Origin of the sequence: Stutzerimonas balearica DSM 6083, assembly GCF_000818015.1 — a bacterium.
In the GTDB taxonomy this organism is placed as follows: domain Bacteria; phylum Pseudomonadota; class Gammaproteobacteria; order Pseudomonadales; family Pseudomonadaceae; genus Stutzerimonas; species Stutzerimonas balearica.
In genome coordinates, this window is the sequence record NZ_CP007511.1 from 1,040,001 (window position 1) to 1,060,379 (window position 20,379).

Below are 20,379 nucleotides of genomic sequence, written 5' to 3' on the forward strand. Positions count from 1 at the left end.
GCTTAACCGAATAGGGGAGGCGTAGCGAAAGCGAGTCTTAATAGGGCGTCTAGTCGCTGGGAATAGACCCGAAACCGGGCGATCTATCCATGGGCAGGTTGAAGGTTAGGTAACACTGACTGGAGGACCGAACCGACTACCGTTGAAAAGTTAGCGGATGACCTGTGGATCGGAGTGAAAGGCTAATCAAGCTCGGAGATAGCTGGTTCTCCTCGAAAGCTATTTAGGTAGCGCCTCGTGTATCACTGCTGGGGGTAGAGCACTGTTTCGGCTAGGGGGTCATCCCGACTTACCAAACCGATGCAAACTCCGAATACCAGCAAGTGTCAGCACGGGAGACACACGGCGGGTGCTAACGTCCGTCGTGAAAAGGGAAACAACCCAGACCGTCAGCTAAGGTCCCAAAGTCATGGTTAAGTGGGAAACGATGTGGGAAGGCTTAGACAGCTAGGAGGTTGGCTTAGAAGCAGCCATCCTTTAAAGAAAGCGTAATAGCTCACTAGTCGAGTCGGCCTGCGCGGAAGATGTAACGGGGCTCAAACCATGCACCGAAGCTACGGGTTCAACGTAAGTTGAGCGGTAGAGGAGCGTTCTGTAAGCCTGTGAAGGTGAGTTGAGAAGCTTGCTGGAGGTATCAGAAGTGCGAATGCTGACATGAGTAACGACAATGCGAGTGAAAAACTCGCACGCCGAAAGACCAAGGGTTCCTGCGCAACGTTAATCGACGCAGGGTGAGTCGGTCCCTAAGGCGAGGCTGAAAAGCGTAGTCGATGGGAAACGGGTTAATATTCCCGTACTTCTGGTTACTGCGATGGGGGGACGGAGAAGGCTAGGCCAGCTTGGCGTTGGTTGTCCAAGTTTAAGGCGGTAGACAGGGATCTTAGGTAAATCCGGGATCTCAATGTCGAGAGCTGATGACGAGCTTTCTTTTAGAAAGCGAAGTGGTTGATGCCATGCTTCCAGGAAAAGCCTCTAAGCTTCAGGTAATCAGGAACCGTACCCCAAACCGACACAGGTGGTCGGGTAGAGAATACCAAGGCGCTTGAGAGAACTCGGGTGAAGGAACTAGGCAAAATGGCACCGTAACTTCGGGAGAAGGTGCGCCGGTGAGGGTGAATGACTTGCTCAGTAAGCTCATGCCGGTCGAAGATACCAGGCCGCTGCGACTGTTTATTAAAAACACAGCACTCTGCAAACACGAAAGTGGACGTATAGGGTGTGACGCCTGCCCGGTGCCGGAAGGTTAATTGATGGGGTTAGCGCAAGCGAAGCTCTTGATCGAAGCCCCGGTAAACGGCGGCCGTAACTATAACGGTCCTAAGGTAGCGAAATTCCTTGTCGGGTAAGTTCCGACCTGCACGAATGGCGTAACGATGGCGGCGCTGTCTCCACCCGAGACTCAGTGAAATTGAAATCGCTGTGAAGATGCAGTGTATCCGCGGCTAGACGGAAAGACCCCGTGAACCTTTACTGTAGCTTTGCACTGGACTTTGAGCCTGCTTGTGTAGGATAGGTGGGAGGCTTTGAAGCGTGGACGCCAGTTCGCGTGGAGCCATCCTTGAAATACCACCCTGGCATGCTTGAGGTTCTAACTCTGGTCCGTCATCCGGATCGAGGACAGTGTATGGTGGGCAGTTTGACTGGGGCGGTCTCCTCCTAAAGAGTAACGGAGGAGTACGAAGGTGCGCTCAGACCGGTCGGAAATCGGTCGCAGAGTATAAAGGCAAAAGCGCGCTTGACTGCGAGACAGACACGTCGAGCAGGTACGAAAGTAGGTCTTAGTGATCCGGTGGTTCTGTATGGAAGGGCCATCGCTCAACGGATAAAAGGTACTCCGGGGATAACAGGCTGATACCGCCCAAGAGTTCATATCGACGGCGGTGTTTGGCACCTCGATGTCGGCTCATCACATCCTGGGGCTGAAGCCGGTCCCAAGGGTATGGCTGTTCGCCATTTAAAGTGGTACGCGAGCTGGGTTTAGAACGTCGTGAGACAGTTCGGTCCCTATCTGCCGTGGACGTTTGAGATTTGAGAGGGGCTGCTCCTAGTACGAGAGGACCGGAGTGGACGAACCTCTGGTGTTCCGGTTGTCACGCCAGTGGCACTGCCGGGTAGCTATGTTCGGAAGAGATAACCGCTGAAAGCATCTAAGCGGGAAACTTGCCTCAAGATGAGATCTCACTGGAGCCTCGAGCTCCCTGAAGGGCCGTCGAAGACTACGACGTTGATAGGCAGGGTGTGTAAGCGTTGTGAGGCGTTGAGCTAACCTGTACTAATTGCCCGTGAGGCTTGACCATATAACACCCAAACAATCTGACGATTGTGGGTCGGTCGAAGCCGACAACAGCCGAAAATTCGAATTGAACTGCAAAGCCAGACATCACATACCCAATTCGCTGTAACGACTCAACACCGATACAGCAACCGAATTGCTTGACGACCATAGAGCGTTGGAACCACCTGATCCCATCCCGAACTCAGCAGTGAAACGACGCATCGCCGATGGTAGTGTGGGGCTTCCCCATGTGAGAGTAGGTCATCGTCAAGCACCTATACCAAACCCCCGACCCGCACTCGCTGGTCGGGGGTTTGTCTTTGCGCAACGGGAAAATCAAAGCGCTCCATTGCCTATGCGGTGGTCATGTATTCCGGCCTGGGCGTTGCGCCGGCGTCGATTTATTGGCCAGATGATAAGTTGTGAAGCTTAGCCATGCTTTGGGGGCCTATGTCGAGGAGTCAGCCTTCTGCTTTGCGCGAGTTATCCATCGACCGGCTCGTGGCTTGTCCCGAGTGCGATCTGCTCATGCGCAAGCCAGAGATGGTCTACGGGCAGGTCGCGAACTGCCCCCGTTGTGGATATGAGCTGTTGCGCTTGCGCCGTTCCGTTGTACGGCCAGGGCTCGCTCTCGTTGTCACGGCATTGCTGTTGTACTTTCCGGCCAACTTCCTGCCGATCATGCGGCTGGATCTACTGGGGCGCACCACGTCCGATACGATCTGGAGCGGGGTTCTAGGCCTGTTCCACACCGGAATGCAGGGCGTCGCTGCGCTGGTTTTCCTTTGCAGCATGGCGGTTCCGCTAATGAAACTGCTTTGCCAGTTGCTGGTGTTGGTCAGTGTGGCAACCGGTCGGGCTCGTCGTCTCGGCTTGTTCCTGTATCGGGCTTATCACCACCTCCGAGAATGGGGAATGCTCGAGGTCTACCTGCTTGGCATACTGGTCGCCATGATCAAGCTTCGTGATATGGCTGAACTCAGCGTAGGGGTTGGGCTCGGCTGCTTCGTGGCGCTCTTGCTGGTCCAGGTTTGGCTTGAGCTCGTCATGTCGCCGCAGCAGGTGTGGCAGGCCCTTTCGGAGAACTCTGATGCGCGCCGCTGATGCCGGTCTGATGGTTTGCCTCGAATGTCACCAGTTGAACGTGGCCCGGACCGACCACGGGCCGCAGCATTGCGCGCGTTGCGGAGCCACCATCCACCTGCGGCGCCCGCACAGCATCCGCAGGACTTGGGCTTTGCTGATCACGGCCGCTTTGCTTTATCTGCCTGCTAACCTCCTGCCAATCATGACGGTGAGCACCTTCGGCAGCGGATCGCCAGACACCATCATGTCTGGCGTGGTGACGCTGGCCAAGCATGGAATGCTGCCGATCGCCGCCGTGGTTTTCGTTGCCAGCATCCTCGTGCCCACGTTCAAGCTGGTCGGCATCGCTATGCTCTTGCTCTCGGTGCAGCGTCGTCAGCGTTTGTCGGCACGGCAACGCATTCTGGTCTTTCGCTTCATTGAATGGATTGGGCGCTGGTCGATGCTGGATATCTTCGTCATCGCCATTCTCGTCGCCATCGTCAATTTCGGTAGCCTGGCCCGCGTCGATGCTGGCCTGGGAGCGGTGGCTTTCGCCAGCGTCGTCATTCTGACGATGCTGGCTGCCGTGACCTTCGACCCTCGCCTTATCTGGGATTCGTATTCGGAACACGACTCATGACAGACCTTCCCGCAGCAAAAGTGCGCCCGGCATCCAGTTGGTCGGCTATCTGGGTGTTGCCGATCATCGCATTGCTAATAGGTGGCTGGCTTGCCTGGCAGGCCTATACGCAGAGAGGCATTGCCATTCAGATCGTTTTCGATAGCGCCGAAGGAATCGAGATTGGCAAGACGCATGTGATCTACAAGGGGATGACGATCGGTACCGTGCGTGACTTGCGCCTCGATCAGCAAGATGCGCAGCAGCATGTCGTTGCTGAGGTCGAGATGCACAAGGACGTCAGCGAATATCTCCGCAGTGAGACCCGCTTCTGGCTGGTGAAGCCGAGCGTGACGCTCGCAGGTATCACCGGCCTGGAGACGCTTGTATCTGGCAACTATATCGGTATCAGTCCGGCGAGCGGCGAGCCGGCCCGGCGATTCATCGCCTTGGCGGAGGAACCGCCAATTCCCGATGCGCGCGCCGGGCTGCACTTGACGCTAAAGGCCGAACGGCTCGGCTCGCTGAACCGCGGCAGCCCGGTCTTTTATCGCCAGATCCAGGTTGGACAGGTCAAGAACTATGTATTGGCCCAAGACAACTCGACCGTTGAGATAAAGCTGTTCATCCAGCCTGAATTTGCTCACCTGGTGCGTAAACACACCCGTTTCTGGAACGCCAGCGGAATCACCGTTGATGCGGGGCTGACTGGGGTCAAGTTTCGTACCGAGTCGCTCGCCAGTATCGTCGCCGGGGGCATTGCTTTTGCGACGCCGGAGCATCGGCAGGATAGCCCACCGACCGACCCCAGCCTGCCCTTCCGTCTGTATGAAGACTTCGACGCGGCCCAGGCCGGGATAAAGGCCACCTTGACCCTCACCGATTTCGAGGGGCTGCAGGCCGGGCGGACTCCCCTGATCTACAAGGGCATGCAGGTGGGCACGCTGAAGGCACTCGCTGTCGAGCCGGATCTTTCTCGTGCCGAGGCCACGCTTACCATTGACCCGCTGCTCGAAGACTATCTCGTGGAGGACACCGAGTTCTGGGTGGTCAAGCCTTCCATTTCGCTCGGCGGTATCACTGGCCTGGAAGCACTGGTCAAGGGCAACTACATCGCCGTGCGCCCCGGTGAAAAGGGCGGTGCGATGAAGCGCAGCTTCGAGGCGCGTGCCAAGGCACCTCCGTTGGATGTGCGTGCCCCTGGGCTGCATCTGGTGCTCACTGCTGACCAGCTCGGCTCGCTGGATGTCGGCAGCCCGGTGCTTTACCGCCAGGTCAAGGTAGGGTCGGTACAGAGTTACCAGTTCTCGCGCGACAAGCGGAGCGTGGTCGTCGGAGTGCACATCGAGCCGCCCTACGCTGATCTGGTCAACGCTTCGACTCGGTTCTGGAACGCCAGTGGGGTCACGGTGAATGGGGGGCTGTCCGGCATTCAGGTGCGCAGTGAGTCGCTGCAGAGCCTGCTCGCAGGCGGTATCGCATTCGATACGCCCGATCCCCAGGCAGCGTTGACGCAGCGTATCCCGAGGTTCGTGCTGCATGCCGACCGCGAGGCCGCTCTGGCCAAGGGCGAGGCCGTCGAGGTGCTGCTTCGTCGTGCCGATGGGCTGGCTGCCGGGACACCGGTTCGTTACAAGGGCCTGGAGGTGGGTACGGTGCGATCGGTAACCCTTACCGACGATCTGACCGGGGTTGTGGTAGAGGCGCAGATCACCACTGGCGCCGAACGGATCGCCCGTGCGGGTAGCCAGTTCTGGGTGGTGCGGCCGGAGCTGGGCATCGTGCGCACGGCCAACCTGGAGACGCTGGTCACCGGCCCGTATCTGGAAGTCGCACCGGCCGCGGCCGGGGCGCCGAGGCAGACTCGATTCACTGCGCTTGAGCACGCACCACGAGCGGAGGCGGCCAAGGGGCTTTTCCTGACCCTCAGCGCCGCGCGTCTGGGCTCGATCAAACCCGGAAACGCGGTGACCTACCGCGAGGTTAAGGTAGGCGAGGTGGTGGATTACGAGCTTGGCGCCAATGCCGATCGGGTACTGATCAAGGTGTTGATCGAGCCACGTTATGCGCCCCTGGTGCGTACCGGGAGTCGCTTCTGGGAAACCAGCGGCTTCGGGATGGACTTCAGCCTGTTCAAGGGCGCCAGCCTGCGCACTGATTCGCTGGAGTCGCTGATCGAGGGCGGCGTCGCCTTCGCCACACCGGAGGGCGAGCAGATGGGACGCCGGGCGCTGCCGGGACAGACCTTCGCGCTGTTCAAGGAGCCGCAGGACGAGTGGTTCGGCTGGGCACCGAAGATCGAACTGGGGCGAGCCGCCGGCGACAAGTGACGGTCGACCGATCATTACTGGTGGGCTGAAGCCCACCCTACGCACGCATGAAAAGGGCCCCTCGGGGCCCTTTTTCGTTGCGGTAGATCAGGCCGGCTCTTCGGTCCGTTGGGCTGAAGCAGTGGTCTGGCTAGCGACCGGTTCGCGGCGGCTGATGTATTTCCAGTCCGCCTCGTCGATGTAGATGCCGGCCGGCCCGCTGCCGCCCTCAAGGTCGATGGCGACATGGGCCGAGACCTGCGGCTTCACCGACGCGAGGATCGGCACGAAGCCCAGCTGCAGGCTGGTTTCGATCAGCGCCTGCTGGTTGCGCTCGTCGATGTCCGCCGCCTCGTCGAGGTAGTAGGGCAGGCGGATGCGCCCAGCCTGCTCGCGGTCCATCAGGTGCAGCAACAGGTACATGTTGGTCAGCGCCTTGATGGTCATGGTGGTGCCGTTGGACGCCGCACCGTCGATGTCGGTATGAATCACCGGCTGGCCGCCGACCTTGGTGATCTCGAACGCCAGCTCGAACAGGTCCTTCAGGCCCAGCTGGTTGTTGTTCGCCGCCACCAGCCGAGCCAGGTACTCCTTGGCTTCCTCGTTCTTCGCGTCCTGATCGGCGGACTGGGACAGATCGAACACCGACAGCGTCTCGCCTTCCTCGTACTGCCCGGCGCTGTGGATGATCTGGTCGATGTGCTTGAGCGCATCCTTGTTCGGCGCCAGCACGATGCGGAAGCTCGCCAGGTTGGACACCTGGCGCTTGTTGATCTCGCGGTTGAACAGCGCGAGCTGGTGTTCCAGGCTCTCGTAGTCGCTGCGGATGTTGCGCAGCGTCCGGGCGATGTCGGTGACCGCGGCACGGCGGGCCTTGGCCAGGGTCAGCGCCTCGTCCTGACGGTGGGCGTAGGCGTTGACCAAGAGCTGCAGGCGACGCTCGGGATCTTCCTCGCTGTCGAACTTGGCCACGCCCTTCAGGCGCACCTGGGCATACAGCGCCTCGATCTGACCGTCGACGCGCTGCAGCGCCTGCCAGCTGTCTTGGTAGTCGTTGAGCAGCGGCAGCAGGTTGTCCAGCGAGTCGTCCACCGGGTCCATGTAAGGCGTACCAAACGGCAGATCCGCTGGTAGCAGCTGGCGACGCCGCAGAGCGTCTTCCAGCGTCCGCTCCTTGGCTTCCAGATCCGCCAGCTGACGGCCGACCAGCTGCAGCTTGGCGGACAGGTGCTGTACGCGCTCGGCGAAGGCGTCACTGGTGCGCTTGAGTTCTTCCTGGGCGGCCTCGGCCTGGGCCAGCTGTTCCAGCTTCGCCGGCTCCTCGGCGGCCAGGGTCTGGCTGCGGCGGAAGTCTTCCAGCGCTTTCTGCGCATCCAGCACGGCCTGATACAGCGCCTCGGCCTGGGCCTTGCTCGCCGCGCGGTCGACGGCCACCGCATGCTGGGTCTTGAGCTGCTTGAGTTCGCGCTCCAGGCGATCCTTCTGGTCGCGCAGGGCGGCACGGTCGGCCAGGGCCTGCAGCGCCGGTGGCTCGATATGCGAGAGGTCGATGGACAGGCCCGGCACCGAGAAGGTGTCGCCCTTGAAACGATCCAGCACCGCTTCCACGGCCTTGACCCAGTCGTCGCCCTCGGCGCTGATGCCTTTTTCACCCAGCGGCAGGCTGAACAGCTGGCCATTGAACAGGCGCATCAGGCGATCCACATCGGCCTGGGAGAACTCCTCGCGCAGACGCGAGTAGCTGTTGTTGTCGGCATGGTCGAGCTGTTGCCGGACCGACTTCAGGCGTTTCTCCAGATCACGCAGGCGCTCGTCCAGGTCCTCGCTGGAGAACTGACGGGACTGCGCCAGCGCACCGGCCAGCTCGTCGTGGGCGTCCTTGGCGGCGAGCAGCTGCTGCTCCAACACATGGGCGTCCTCGATCAGGGCAAAGCGGTTCTTCAGCACCGCCAGCTCGCCCAGCCAGCGCTGGATTTCGCTGATCTCGCGCTCCAGGCGCATCAGCTCGCCGGTCGAACCGCGCTGTTCGTTCTGCAGGCCGTCCTGCTCGCGGCGATAGTGCTCGGCCTGGATCACCAGCTCTTCCTTGCGTGCATCGGCGTAGTCGTGCCAGGTGCCGAGCAGGTTGTCGAGTAGCGGCGACAGGCGATGCAGCTTGCCGCGCAGCAGCTCGCGCTGGGCGACACCGGCGGCCAGCGCCTCGACCAGCGGGCCGGCGGCGACCAGCGCCTGGTAGTCCTGCTCCATGCGGCGCACGTCGCGGAAGGCTTCTTCGGTGGCGGCGATATAGTCGACGCTGCCTGAGCGCAGGCTGTGCTCGAAGGCATCGAGGAACAGCTGCTTCAATTTCGCTGCGGTGATCTCGCGCATATGCAGCAGGTTGATGAACAGTGCGCGGAAGGTCTTCAGGCTCTGCTCGCTGGTCGAGCGCAGCGGGATCAGCGTCATGTCCAGCGGGATCGAGGTATGCCCGCCGACCAGTAGCCGGCGCAGCTCATCCGGCTTGGCCTCGTAGGCCTTGATGCCGGCGCGTTCGAGGTTGGCGAACAGCTCGCGCTGGCGCAGGCAGGTGCCGTTCTGCTGGTAATGGTCGAGGTCCAGCGAGCCCTGGTAGACGAAGAACTGATGACCGAAGCCGCCGCCTGGCCCGCGGCCGGCCACGCCGATCACATGCGGGCCGTGGGGCAGCATGACTTCGACGAGGATGTAGCTGGTGTCCGAGGCGAAGTAGAACTTGCGCGACTGCTCGAGGCTGTACTTGCCGAAGCTCATGTCCGACATGCGCGCCAGGATCGGGAACTGCAGCGCGTTGATCGACGCGGACTTGCCGAGGTTGTTGGCGCCGTAGACCGACAGCGGGTTTTCCAGCGGAAAGATGCCGAGGCTGTAGCCGGCGGTGTTCAGCAGGGCGAAGCGGCGGATGCCGTAGCGTTCCTGGCTCATGCTTCAAGCTCCTTTTCTTCGGCGATGGCGCGCGCCAGGGCTTCTTCTTCCGATTCTTCGGCTGTTTCCTCGATGAGGATGATGTCGTCCTCGCCCTCGTCCTCGGCGATCAGCTCCGGGGCGGGCAGCGGCAGGTCGCTGCTGTGCAGGCTGGTGGCGAGATCGCGGTCCTGCTGCACCGACAGGCAGACGTCGAGGAAACGGTGCATCGGCGGCAGGAAGCGGTAGACGCCGTTGCTGTCCTCGGCGAAGCCCAGCTGCGTCAGGCGGCGGATGACCTTTTCTTCCAGTTCTTCCTGGGTGGTGACTTCGGCCTGCAGGAACAGGTCGCGGTACTTGTCCAGCAACGCCGGCAGTTCATCGCGACCGAGGCTGCCACCGTCGAGCACGGCCAGCGGGTCGCGGCCCTGGTCGGCCAGGTGCTCGACGAGGATGAAGGTGAACAGCGCCAGGCGCTGGGCGGTCTTGTTCACCTGCGCGCCCATCTGCTCGGGGACGAAGTAGTAGAAGCCGCGCGGATCGCAGACCAGCTCGAAGCCGAGCGCCTTGAACAGTGCGCGGTACTGATCCTGCATGTTCGACAGCTGCGCGTAGGGCTCCGGCTCGCTGCGCGACAGGTGATAGCCCTTGAACAGCTCGCGGAAGATCGGCGCCAGCTGGGTCATTTCCTTGAGGTCGATGTTCATAGATGTGGCTCTGTCGTAGCGTGGAAAACGGCGAAGCCTTTTCCACTGGTAAGTTTGGCGTTGGCAAAGGTGGACAAGCTTCGCGTTGTCCAATCCACGGCGGGTTTCGCGAGAGGGGTGGGCGTAGGGTGGAAAACGGCGAAGCCTTTTCCACCGGACGATCCCTCCGGCCGGTCGAATAGCTCAATCATTGGCATTGGCCACCAGCGCAAAGGAGCTGAGGCTGACCCGGTGTTCGCGGGTCAGGTACTCGCGACGTTCCAGGCGATCGCGCTGGAAGCGGCTGTCGCGGGACAGGCGCGAGAACCAGTAGAGCAGCTCGTCGGTGGCGCCCTCGGGTTCCTGTTCCAGCAGCCAGGCCATCAGGTCCGGCAGCGGCAGCGCCTGCTGGCAGCGCTCGACCATTTCGCGGGCGGTGCGCGGCGCGCGCGGCTGCTCGCCCTTGCGCTTGCCGCTGGCCCGCGGGAACTGCGCCGGTTTCGGCTCGAAGCGGGCCAGGGCGTAGACGTAGGCCTCGACCTGGCTGGCAGTGCCGAGAAAGGTGCTCTGGGGACGGGTGAACAGCGGCAGCGAGGCCTGTGGTACGGCGTCCAGGCCCTTCTTGCGGATAGCCGACAGTGCCAGCGCTGCGCCGCGGGTCACGGCGTTGTGCCGACGCGCTTCCTCGCGTAGCGGCAGCAAGAGCTCGCGGGCCTTGCGCAGGGTCAGCTGGGCGGTGGTCTGCATTTCCAGGATGCGGGCATGAGTGCGCAGCAGGAGGTCGTCATCGACCAGCTGGCCGAGGCGCTGCTGTTCGCCGAGCAGCTTCATCAGCACCTGCTCGACGCGGTGCACGCCCTGCTCGAAGGCGCCGTCGGCGGAAACCAGCTGGATCATCGGCTCGACGTACTCGTCCCAGGTCGCCAGCACCTCGGCATAGCGCTGGCGCAGCGGGATCTGGCGGTCGCTGGTCTTGGCCCGGTCGGCCACGGCGACCAGCGCCTGCTCGTCATTGTCGAGCTTCTTCAATACATCGCGCACGCGCATGTCGAGCAGGCGCAGCTGGCGCGCCAGGTCGTTGCCGTCGCGAATCTCGAAGGCATCGAGGATATGCCCGGCCAGGCGCTCGAGGTGGCGCAGGTAGGCTTCGATTTCCAGGCACAGGCCGAGGCGGTGTTCGCGGCGCAGGTAGGCGAGAAAGTCGTGGATCTGCGCGTTCAGCTCGAAGCGATTGGGGCTCTTGGCCACCGGCACCAGGATGTCCAGGCGGATCCACTGGTCGAGCAGGGCGGTGATGTCGGTGGGCGTGCCTTCGGGCAGCTGTGCGGCGAGCTGATGGCGCAACTCCACCAGGCTCAGGGTGCCGGCGTCGAAACGCTCGCACAGCGGCTCGAGCAACGTCCAGTGTTCGGCGAGGGCACGCAGTACGCGCTTGGGTTCGATCATCGTGGCGCCAGTCCAGCCAATGAAAAAGCGCCGATTGTACTGCATCGACACCCCTGTGATGGCTGGGCAGACAATCGGGCGTTTTGCCCAAGCGCGTCGCGAAGGTCACCTTTGCGTCATCACCGCCAGGTTAGGCTGGCCGGGGTCGGCGGGCTGGCAGAGCGCGCCGAACGTCACCAAAGATGACGAAGTGTCGAAGTGCTATTTCGATCTCCGTCGGTTAACGGCACAATTCGCCCTTTTTGCGAATGCGGGCTGCCGGTTCAGCCGGCAACTCCCTCGGGGCACGAACAGATGATCAAGACGCCGTATTACCTCATCGACAAACAGAAGCTCCTGGGCAATCTCGAGAAGATCGCCTACGTGCGTGAGCAGTCCGGCGCCAAGGCGCTGCTGGCACTCAAGTGCTTCGCCACCTGGTCGGTGTTCGACCTCATGCAGCAGTACATGGACGGCACCACTTCGTCATCGCTGTATGAGCTCAAGCTCGGCCGGCAGAAGTTCGCCGGCGAGACCCACGCCTACAGCGTGGCCTGGGCCGACGACGAGATCGAAGAGATGGTCGCCAACTGCGACAAGATCATCTTCAACTCCATCGGCCAGCTGGAGCGCTTTGCTGAACGCACCGAGGGCACCATCCGCGGCCTGCGCGTCAATCCGCAGGTGAGCAGCTCGGACTATCTGCTGGCCGACCCGGCGCGGCCGTTCAGTCGCCTGGGCGAGCACGACCCGGCGAAGATCGAGGCGGTGATCGGCAAGATCAGTGGCTTCATGTTCCACAACAACTGCGAGAACTCGAGCTTCGAGCTGTTCGACCAGATGCTGACCACCATCGAGGAGCGCTTCGGTCATCTGCTGCAACAGGTCGAGTGGGTCAGCCTCGGCGGTGGCATCCACTTCACCGGCGAAGGCTATCCGCTGGATGCCTTCTGTGCGCGGCTGAAGGCGTTCTCGGAAAAGTTCGGCGTGCAGGTCTACCTGGAGCCCGGCGAGGCGGCGATCACCATGAGCGCCTCGCTGGAAGTCACGGTGCTCGACACCCTGTACAACGGCAAGAATCTCGCGGTGGTCGACAGCTCGATCGAAGCGCACATGCTCGACCTGCTGATCTACCGCCTCAACGCCAAGATGGCGCCCAACGACGGCGAGCACAGCTACATGGTGTGCGGAAAGAGCTGCCTGGCCGGCGACATCTTTGGCGAGTACCAATTCGATCGCCCGCTGGCCATCGGCGATCGGCTGTCGTTCATCGACGCGGCAGGCTACACCATGGTCAAGAAAAACTGGTTCAACGGCCTGAAAATGCCGTCCATCGTGGTAAAGCAGCTCGACGGCAGCGTCGAGGTGGTTCGTGAGTTCGACTTTAACGACTACCTGTCCAGCCTCTCCTGAGGCCGGCAGATTAAGGAGTGATCCCGGAATTGAAGAAAAACGTTCTTATCATTGGTGCAGGAGGTGTTGCCAAGGTGGTGGCCCACAAGTGCGCGCAGCACAACGACGAACTCGGTCGTATTGCTATCGCGTCGCGCAGCATCTCCAAATGCCAGGCCATCATCGACAGCGTGCAGGCCAAGGGCGGGCTCAAACAGCCCGGCGAGATCAAGGCCTATGCGCTGGACGCCATGGACGTGGAAGCGACCAAGGCACTGATTCGTGAAACCGAATCGCGGATCGTCATCAATGTCGGCTCTGCCTTCCTCAACATGTCCGTGCTGCGCGCCTGCATCGACACCGGCGCCGCATATCTCGATACCGCAATCCACGAAGAGCCGGGCAAGATCTGCGAAACGCCGCCGTGGTACGGCAACTACGAGTGGAAGCACCTGGCCGAATGCCAGGAAAAGGGCATCACCGCCATCCTCGGTGCCGGCTTCGACCCGGGCGTAGTCAACGCCTATGCCGCCCTGGCTCAGCAGGAATACTTCGACAAGATCGAGTCGATCGACATCCTCGACGTCAACGCCGGTTCGCACGGCAAGTATTTCGCCACCAATTTCGACCCGGAAATCAATTTCCGCGAATTCACCGGTCAGGTTTACAGCTGGCAGAACAGCCAGTGGACGACCAACCGCATGTTCGAGGTCAAACGCACCGACGACCTGCCGGTCGTGGGCGAACAGAGCCTCTACCTGACCGGTCATGACGAGGTGCACTCGCTTTCCAAGCACCTCGACGTGCCGAACATCCGTTTCTGGATGAGCTTCGGCGAGCATTACATCAACGTCTTCACCGTGCTGAAGAACCTCGGCCTGCTCTCCGAGCAGCCGGTGCGCACCGCCGAAGGCCTGGAAGTGGTCCCGCTCAAGGTGGTCAAGGCCGTGCTGCCTGATCCCGCCTCGCTGGCGCCGGGCTACACCGGCAAGACCTGCATCGGCGACCTGGTCAAGGGCACCAAGGATGGCCAGCCGCGCGAGCTGTTCATCTACAACGTGGCCGACCACGAAGAGGCCTACGCCGAGACGGACAGCCAGGGCATCTCCTACACCGCCGGCGTGCCGCCGGTCGCCGCCGCGCTGCTGATCGCCCGTGGCGAGTGGGATGCAAGGCGCATGGTCAACGTCGAAGAGCTGCCGGCGCAGCCGTTCCTCAAGCTGCTCGATGTGATGGGCCTGCCCACTCGCATCAAGGACGAGCATGGCGATCGTCCCTGGGATCAGTAACCCAGCTACGAGCTGCACGTGAGAACGAAAGGCCCCGCTGCTCTGGTAGCGGGGCCTTTTACTTTGTCCGCGGCGCAGCGGTGGATGTAAAAAGCGACATCCACCCTACGTTGGGCTGGCCTTCGTAGGGTGGAAAACCGCGAAGCGTTTTCCACCAGCGTTCCCCCGCGGAGGAAAAGCCTTCGGCGTTTTCCACCCTACGCGACGACAACCCAAGCCAAACGCAGCTGCGCCTTCCCGCCCCGTCCATTTCACGCGACAATCCGCCCACTACAGCGCCCTGTCAGAGGCGCCTGGCAGCCGTGAGGACAGTCCTATGAGCAGCAACGATCGCGTCATCATCTTCGACACCACCCTGCGCGACGGCGAGCAGAGCCCCGGCGCGTCCATGACCGGTGAGGAAAAGCTGCGCATCGCCCGGGCGCTGGAGCGGCTGAAGGTAGACGTGATCGAGGCAGGCTTCGCCATCGCCAGCCCCGGCGATTTCGCCGCGGTGAAGCTGGTCGCCGACAACATCAAGGACAGCACCGTGTGCAGCCTGGCGCGCGCCGTCGATGCCGACATCGAACGCGCTGCCGAAGCGCTGGCCGGCGCCAACTCCGGGCGCATCCACACCTTTATCGCCACCAGCCCGATCCACATGCAGTACAAACTGCGCATGCAGCCGGACCAGGTGGTCGAGCAGGCCGTGCGCGCGGTGAAGAAGGCACGCAGCCTGTGCGCCGACGTGGAGTTTTCCTGTGAGGACGCCGGGCGCTCGGAGATCGATTTCCTCTGCCGAATCATCGAGGCTGCCATCGACGCCGGCGCACGCACCATCAATATCCCGGACACCGTCGGCTATGCGATTCCGCACCAGTACGCCGACACCATCCGCCAGCTGCTCGAGCGCATCCCCAATGCCGACAAGGCGGTGTTCTCCGTGCATTGCCATAACGACCTCGGTCTGGCCGTAGCCAACTCCCTGGCCGCGGTGGTGGCTGGTGCGCGCCAGGTGGAATGCACCATCAACGGCCTCGGCGAGCGTGCCGGCAATGCCGCGCTGGAAGAGATCGTCATGGCGATCAAGACCCGTCAGGACCTGCTCGGCGTGCATACCCGCATCGAGACCGAGCACATCCTCGCCGCTTCGCGCCTGGTTTCGGGCATCACCGGTTTTCCGGTGCAGCCGAACAAGGCCATCGTCGGCGCCAACGCCTTCGCCCACGAGTCGGGCATCCACCAGGACGGCGTGCTCAAGCACCGCGAGACCTACGAGATCATGTCCGCGCAGTCGGTGGGCTGGAACGCCAACAAGATGGTCATGGGCAAGCACTCCGGCCGTGCCGCGTTCCGTTCGCGCCTGGAGGAACTCGGCATCGCCCTGGAGGGCGAGGAGCTGAACGCTGCCTTCGCCCGCTTCAAGGAACTGGCGGACAAGAAGCACGAAATCTTCGACGAAGACCTGCAGGCGCTGGTCTCCGACACCCTCGCCGACGAGGCGCCGGAGCACTTCAAGCTGAGCAGCCTGGAAGTCGCCAGCAAGACCGGGACCACCCCCGAAGCGAAACTGGTGCTCAGCGTCGATGGCGCGGAGCGCAGCGCCGAGGCCGAAGGCTCCGGCCCGGTGGACGCTACCTTCAAGGCCATCGAGGCCATCGCCGGCTCCGGTGCCACGCTGCAGCTGTATTCGGTCAACGCCATCACCCAGGGCACCGATTCCCAGGGCGAGGTGACCGTGCGGCTGGAGAAGGGCGGGCGCATCGTCAACGGCAACGGTGCCGATACCGACATCGTCGTCGCCTCGGCCAAGGCGTATCTCAACGCGCTCAACCTGATGCAGGTCGGCGCCAAGGCGCATCCGCAGGTGGAAGGGGTTTGATCGCCGAAACCCGGCGTCGGGCCTACCTCGACGCCATGCAGGTCGCTGTCTGGCTGCCGCGCACAGAACTGCCCTTCGCGGCGCCTTCGCGTGCCGAGCTGCTGCGTTTGCCTGCCGAGCCAGAGCCGGCGGTTGCGGAGCCGGAAATCGTCGAGCAGGTCAAGCCACTCGTGCCTCCGCCCGCCGCGCCGCAGCCGCCCCGCCCGCGCATCGCCATGCCCGAGCCGAAGCAGGCGGCGCCAGCGGTGGTGGCAGAGGTGGAAGCGAGCACGGTCGAGCCGGCCAGGGCCGTCGAACCACCGCCACGCTTTGCCTTGCAGTTGCTGCGCGCCGGTAATGTGCTGCTGCTGATCGAACTGCCTACCGGCGAACCCTTTCAGAGCCGTGACCCAGCCTACATCCTGCTCAAGGACCTGCTGCGTGCGGCGCAACTGCCCGACAGCCCGCAGCAGGTCGGTGACGGTGAGCCGATCCGCTGGCCGCTGCTGCACCGTGGCAGCCTTGACCAGGGCGGGGCTGCCGCGCGCGACTACGTGCAGGGTGTGCTGATGGGCGAGCTCGAGCAGATGGGCTGTGACTGCATATGGCTCGTCGGGCTGCCGGCGTTGCGCTACGCCGGCGAGGTGGATGACACGGCCTTGTATCGTGAACTGGCGATCGAGGGGATCGGGCAGGCGCTGGCGCTGCCCGGGCTCGAACAGCTGATTGAAGAACCGGCGAGCAAGGCGCAGCTGTGGCGCGCCCTGCGCCGCAGCAAGGCGCGCTGGACGATAGGTGCTGGGCAGTCCCATGAGTGAAACCATCAATTTCCGCCCGATGACCGCGGCGGATCTCGACGCGGTGCTGAAAATCGAATACGCCGCCTTCAGCCACCCCTGGACCCGCGGCATCTTCACCGACGCGCTGAGCGCCTACGAGTGCTGGGTGATGTTCGAGGGCGAGCAGCAGGTCGGGCACGGTGTGATCAACGTGATCCTCGACGAGGCGCACCTGCTCAACATCACCGTCAAACCGCAAAGCCAGGGGCGCGGTCTGGGGCTGCGCCTGCTCGAGCACTTGATGGCGCGCGCCCAGGCGCGGGGCGGGCGCGAGTGCTTCCTCGAGGTGCGCGAGAGCAATGTCGCGGCCTATCGTCTTTACGAACGCTACGGTTTCAACGAGGTTGGCCGTCGGCGCGGCTATTACCCGGCGGCCGATGGGCGCGAAGACGCCCTGGTCATGGCCTGTACGCTGCTGGATTGATGGCGTGTTCCGCCCGGCGGACGGTGGCTCAGTCCGCTGGCCCATGAGGCGGCGTTCCCCGGTGGGCTAAAGCCGACCCTACAACTGCCAGTGTAGGGTGGATCACGCTTCACCGATCCACCGTGCTTCGGGGAAGGTGGATGTAAAAATCGACATCCACCCTACGCCCCCTGGACTGATTGCTGCGCGGCCCGAGACTGCGGCGCTTGGGCTGGAAACTAGCGGGCTCCACCTCTCGCGGTTCCCGATCTCAAGCTGTGGCCGGCCTCGTAGGTTGGATCACGCTTCACCGATCCACCGTGCTTCGGGGAAGGCGGATGTAAAAGCGACATCCACCCTACGACCAGACCCCACCCGACGTTCGGGCGCGGCAAGCGGCTCGGTCACTCGCCCGGACGCTTGTCGCGGCTGGAGTCCAGCGGGGCATCGCCTTCGAGCTCGTCATCCGAGAGCACCGAATCGTCTTCCTCGAGCACGCTGTCGTCGCTTTGCAGCACGGCACTACCGCCACTCAATCCCGTATCGGCATCGCCATCGGCCGGGCCGTCCCAGGGTTTGCCATCCAGCGGCTCGTAACGCGCCTGTTCGGCCTCGTCGAGGTCGACGTCGGCGCCGATGCGGTGCTCGGACACTACACTCAGATCACGATCGGCCGGCTCGCTCGGGCCACGGTCCTCCGGTGACCGCGCGCCATCCTCGGGAATCAGCGTCTCGGGGGCCAGGTCATCCAGGGTGGTATCGCCGTCGGGGACTTCGCCCTCGGTCATCCCGGCTTCGGCGACGCGCTCGGGCGGGTAGGTCTCTTCTGCCTCGCGTTCCGGCACCGGGTCGCCGATTCGTCCCTTGCGCTCGTCCTTGCGAGCGCTGAAGTCCAGGGGCGGTACCGAGCCCATGCGGTCTTCGGTGTCATCGATTTCGCGCGGTGTATAGGGCTTCTGCTCGCTCATGGAACACCTCCTGCAGGCAATTGCGGTGATGCAGTTGTGACCGGCGGGCACGGTTAAGATTCAGGCCTGCCGCCCTGTGGTCGCAGGCTTCGGTGAGCGCGGTGCAACAGCGCCAGAACCACAGCACGCAGACAGGAGTCGTAATGAACATGAACGAATCCTCTTGGCAGCTAGCGCAATGCCCCGAGCGTTGCGCCTTTTTCTTCGACGTCGACGGCACGCTTGCAGATATCCAGCCCCGTCCCGACGACGTATTCATCCCACCCCCAATACTGATTTCGCTGGCCGACCTGCATCGGCAGGGTGTGCCCGTCGCGGTGATTTCCGGGCGACCGTTGGCCCAGCTTGACGGTCTGCTGTTTCCGCTGCGCCTGCCGGCTGCTGGCATTCATGGTGCCGAGCGGCGCAGCGCGGATGGCGCCATGGCCCAGGCGGCGCTGGATCTCGAGCTGATGGCGGAGATCGAGCAAGAGCTGGCTATCGCCTGCGCCGAACACCCCGGGTTGCGGCTGGAGAGCAAGGGCATCGCCTTTGCGCTGCACTATCGTGGTGCGCCTGAGCTGGGGCCACAGGCCGAGGCACTGGCGGGCGACTTCGTGGCCCGTTATGGGCACGCGCTGACGCTGCAGCCGGGCAAGTGCGTGTACGAACTCAAGCCGCGCGGGGCGAGCAAGGGCGAGGTGATACGTGCATTCATGGACGAGGCGCCGTTTGCCGGCCGATTGCCCGTGTTCGTCGGCGATGACCTGACCGACGAGGCCGGCTTCGAGGCGGTCAACGAGCTGGGCGGCATCTCGATCAAGGTCGGCGAAGGCCCGACCTGCGCCCAGCTGCGCCTGCACGATGTCGCAGCGGTCGCCGCCTGGCTGCAGCGCCTGGTGACAGGCCTGCCCACGGCGCCCCTCTTTCAACCGGAACAGAAGCGAGAAACGCAATGAGCCGTCTAGTTGTGGTGTCCAACCGCGTCGCGCCGATCCGCCCCGGCAAGGTAGCGGCCGGCGGATTGGCGGTCGGGGTCTACGATGCGTTGCGCCAGTCCGGCGGGATCTGGTTCGGCTGGAATGGCGACGTGAGCGCATCGCCCCGCGTCCAGAGTGAAACCGTCGGCAATATCACCTATGTGACCCTGGGCCTGACCAAGCGCGATTACGATCAGTACTACCGGGGCTTCTCCAATGCCACGCTGTGGCCGATCTTCCATTACCGCATCGACCTGGCGCGCTACAACCGCGAGGAATACGACGGCTATCGCCGGGTCAATGCGATGCTTGCCGAAAAGCTGAAGCCGCTGCTCGAGCCCGACGACATCATCTGGATCCACGACTACCATCTGATCCCCTTCGCCGAGGCCTGTCGGCAGCTGGGCATTCGCAACCGCATCGGCTTTTTTCTGCACATCCCGTTTCCACCGCCGGAAATTCTCACCGTCATCCCGCCGCACAACGAGTTGCTCAAGACGCTGTGCTACTACGACCTCATCGGCTTTCAGACCGAAACCGACCGGCTGGCATTCCAGGATTACGTCACGCGTGAGGTGCGCGGGCGGATCGAGGAGGACGGCAGCCTGACGGCGTACGGGCAGAACTTCCGGGCCGGGGTCTACCCGATCGGGGTGGTCCCGGACGAGATCGCGCAGCTGGCCGAGGGCTACAAGGGGCGAACGCATCCGATGCGGCGCGCCAGCGATCAGCGGCGCCAGACCATCGTCGCCGTCGATCGGCTCGACTATTCCAAGGGCCTGGTGGAACGTTTCAAGGCCTACGAGAGTTTTCTCGACAAGTACCCCGAGCACCGCAACAACGTGGAGTTCCTGCAGATCGCGCCGACTTCGCGCTCCGACGTGCGGACCTATCAGCACATTCGCGAACAGCTCGAATCGCAGGCCGGGCACCTCAACGGCCGTCTTTCCGATCTCGACTGGACACCGCTGCACTATCTGAACAAGAGCTACGACCGCCGGGTGCTGATGGGGCTGTTTCGCCAGGCCGATATCGGGTTCGTCACGCCGCTGCGCGACGGCATGAACCTGGTGGCCAAGGAGTACGTGGCGGCACAGAATCCGGAGGATCCCGGCGTGCTGGTGCTCTCACGCTTCGCCGGTGCGGCGCGCGAGCTGACCTCGGCGCTGATCGTCAATCCTTACGATTGCATCGGCATGGCCGAAGCGCTCGATCGGGCACTGCGCATGCCATTGGCCGAGCGCAAGGATCGTTATGAGCATATGATGTGCGCGATTCGCGCCGCCGATCTCGACGCCTGGCGTGACAACTTCCTGCGTGACCTGCGCTCGTTCGTCTCGAGACCGACGGGGCCGGGCAAGTAGACGCCTAGCCCTGAAGAGGTA

The 20,379-nt window shown here is 62.9% G+C and carries 14 protein-coding genes and 2 rRNA genes (1 of these 16 cut by a window edge); 12 read left to right on the plus strand and 4 right to left on the minus strand.

Annotated features, from left to right (window positions below):
• The 5 genes from CL52_RS04720 to CL52_RS04740 form a co-directional block, all read left to right on the plus strand.
• A 23S ribosomal RNA gene (locus CL52_RS04720) occupies positions 1–2,297 on the plus strand; it begins 594 nt to the left of the window's first position.
• A gap of 135 nt (positions 2,298–2,432) precedes the next feature.
• Positions 2,433–2,548 (plus strand): 5S ribosomal RNA (gene rrf, locus CL52_RS04725).
• Between the two features lie 177 nt (positions 2,549–2,725).
• Positions 2,726–3,379 (plus strand): paraquat-inducible protein A, encoded by a 654-nt coding sequence (locus CL52_RS04730; protein ID WP_043218823.1) that lies wholly within the window; start codon positions 2,726–2,728, stop codon positions 3,377–3,379.
• Positions 3,366–3,983 carry a paraquat-inducible protein A gene (locus CL52_RS04735; RefSeq protein WP_043218825.1) on the plus strand — a complete coding sequence of 206 codons (618 nt, stop codon included), beginning with the start codon at positions 3,366–3,368 and terminating at the stop codon, positions 3,981–3,983. The genes CL52_RS04730 and CL52_RS04735 overlap by 14 nt, the downstream gene beginning before the upstream one ends.
• Positions 3,980–6,292, plus strand: coding sequence for a PqiB family protein (locus CL52_RS04740; RefSeq protein WP_043218828.1), 2,313 nt, complete (start codon positions 3,980–3,982; stop codon positions 6,290–6,292). The genes CL52_RS04735 and CL52_RS04740 overlap by 4 nt, the downstream gene beginning before the upstream one ends.
• An 87-nt stretch (positions 6,293–6,379) precedes the next feature.
• Here CL52_RS04740 and mksF read toward each other — a convergent pair whose 3' ends face one another.
• The 3 genes from mksF to mksB all read right to left on the minus strand — a co-directional run bounded on the left by mksF (position 6,380) and on the right by mksB (position 11,325).
• On the minus strand, positions 6,380–9,214 hold the full coding sequence (gene mksF / locus CL52_RS04745; protein WP_043218830.1) for an Mks condensin complex protein MksF: 2,835 nt from the start codon (positions 9,212–9,214) through the stop codon (positions 6,380–6,382).
• The gene (gene mksE, locus CL52_RS04750; protein ID WP_043218834.1) at positions 9,211–9,900 is read right to left on the minus strand and encodes an Mks condensin complex protein MksE; all 690 of its coding nucleotides are present in this window, start codon (positions 9,898–9,900) and stop codon (positions 9,211–9,213) included. Before mksE ends, mksF begins: the two co-directional genes overlap by 4 nt.
• 183 nt (positions 9,901–10,083) lie before the next feature.
• Entirely contained in the window at positions 10,084–11,325 is a 1,242-nt protein-coding gene (gene mksB, locus CL52_RS04755) for an Mks condensin complex protein MksB (RefSeq protein ID WP_162483749.1), read from the minus strand.
• A gap of 294 nt (positions 11,326–11,619) precedes the next feature.
• Here mksB and CL52_RS04760 point away from each other — a divergent pair, with 294 nt between their 5' ends.
• From CL52_RS04760 to rimI, 5 genes are all read left to right on the plus strand, one after another.
• Complete coding sequence (locus CL52_RS04760) at positions 11,620–12,717, plus strand: carboxynorspermidine decarboxylase (RefSeq protein ID WP_043218838.1); 1,098 nt, start codon at positions 11,620–11,622, stop codon at positions 12,715–12,717.
• A 29-nt stretch (positions 12,718–12,746) separates the two neighbouring features.
• Positions 12,747–13,985: a saccharopine dehydrogenase family protein gene (locus tag CL52_RS04765; RefSeq protein ID WP_043218840.1), complete on the plus strand. Its 1,239-nt coding sequence runs from the start codon at positions 12,747–12,749 to the stop codon at positions 13,983–13,985.
• Positions 13,986–14,301: 316 nt separating this feature from the next.
• Positions 14,302–15,846 (plus strand): 2-isopropylmalate synthase, encoded by a 1,545-nt coding sequence (locus CL52_RS04770; protein ID WP_043218841.1) that lies wholly within the window; start codon positions 14,302–14,304, stop codon positions 15,844–15,846.
• Positions 15,843–16,643, plus strand: coding sequence for a hypothetical protein (locus CL52_RS04775; protein WP_043218844.1), 801 nt, complete (start codon positions 15,843–15,845; stop codon positions 16,641–16,643). The genes CL52_RS04770 and CL52_RS04775 overlap by 4 nt, the downstream gene beginning before the upstream one ends.
• Positions 16,636–17,088: a ribosomal protein S18-alanine N-acetyltransferase gene (rimI, locus tag CL52_RS04780; protein ID WP_043218846.1), complete on the plus strand. Its 453-nt coding sequence runs from the start codon at positions 16,636–16,638 to the stop codon at positions 17,086–17,088. Before CL52_RS04775 ends, rimI begins: the two co-directional genes overlap by 8 nt.
• Positions 17,089–17,471: 383 nt before the next feature.
• On the opposite strand, the gene CL52_RS04785 is transcribed toward rimI, so the two are convergent.
• The gene (locus tag CL52_RS04785) at positions 17,472–18,035 is read right to left on the minus strand and encodes a hypothetical protein (RefSeq protein ID WP_043218847.1); all 564 of its coding nucleotides are present in this window, start codon (positions 18,033–18,035) and stop codon (positions 17,472–17,474) included.
• A gap of 149 nt (positions 18,036–18,184) precedes the next feature.
• Here CL52_RS04785 and otsB point away from each other — a divergent pair, with 149 nt between their 5' ends.
• Complete coding sequence (otsB, locus tag CL52_RS04790; protein ID WP_043222950.1) at positions 18,185–18,973, plus strand: trehalose-phosphatase; 789 nt, start codon at positions 18,185–18,187, stop codon at positions 18,971–18,973.
• Complete coding sequence (gene otsA / locus CL52_RS04795; RefSeq protein WP_043218848.1) at positions 18,970–20,358, plus strand: alpha,alpha-trehalose-phosphate synthase (UDP-forming); 1,389 nt, start codon at positions 18,970–18,972, stop codon at positions 20,356–20,358. Before otsB ends, otsA begins: the two co-directional genes overlap by 4 nt.
• The last annotated feature ends 21 nt before the right edge of the window (positions 20,359–20,379 follow it).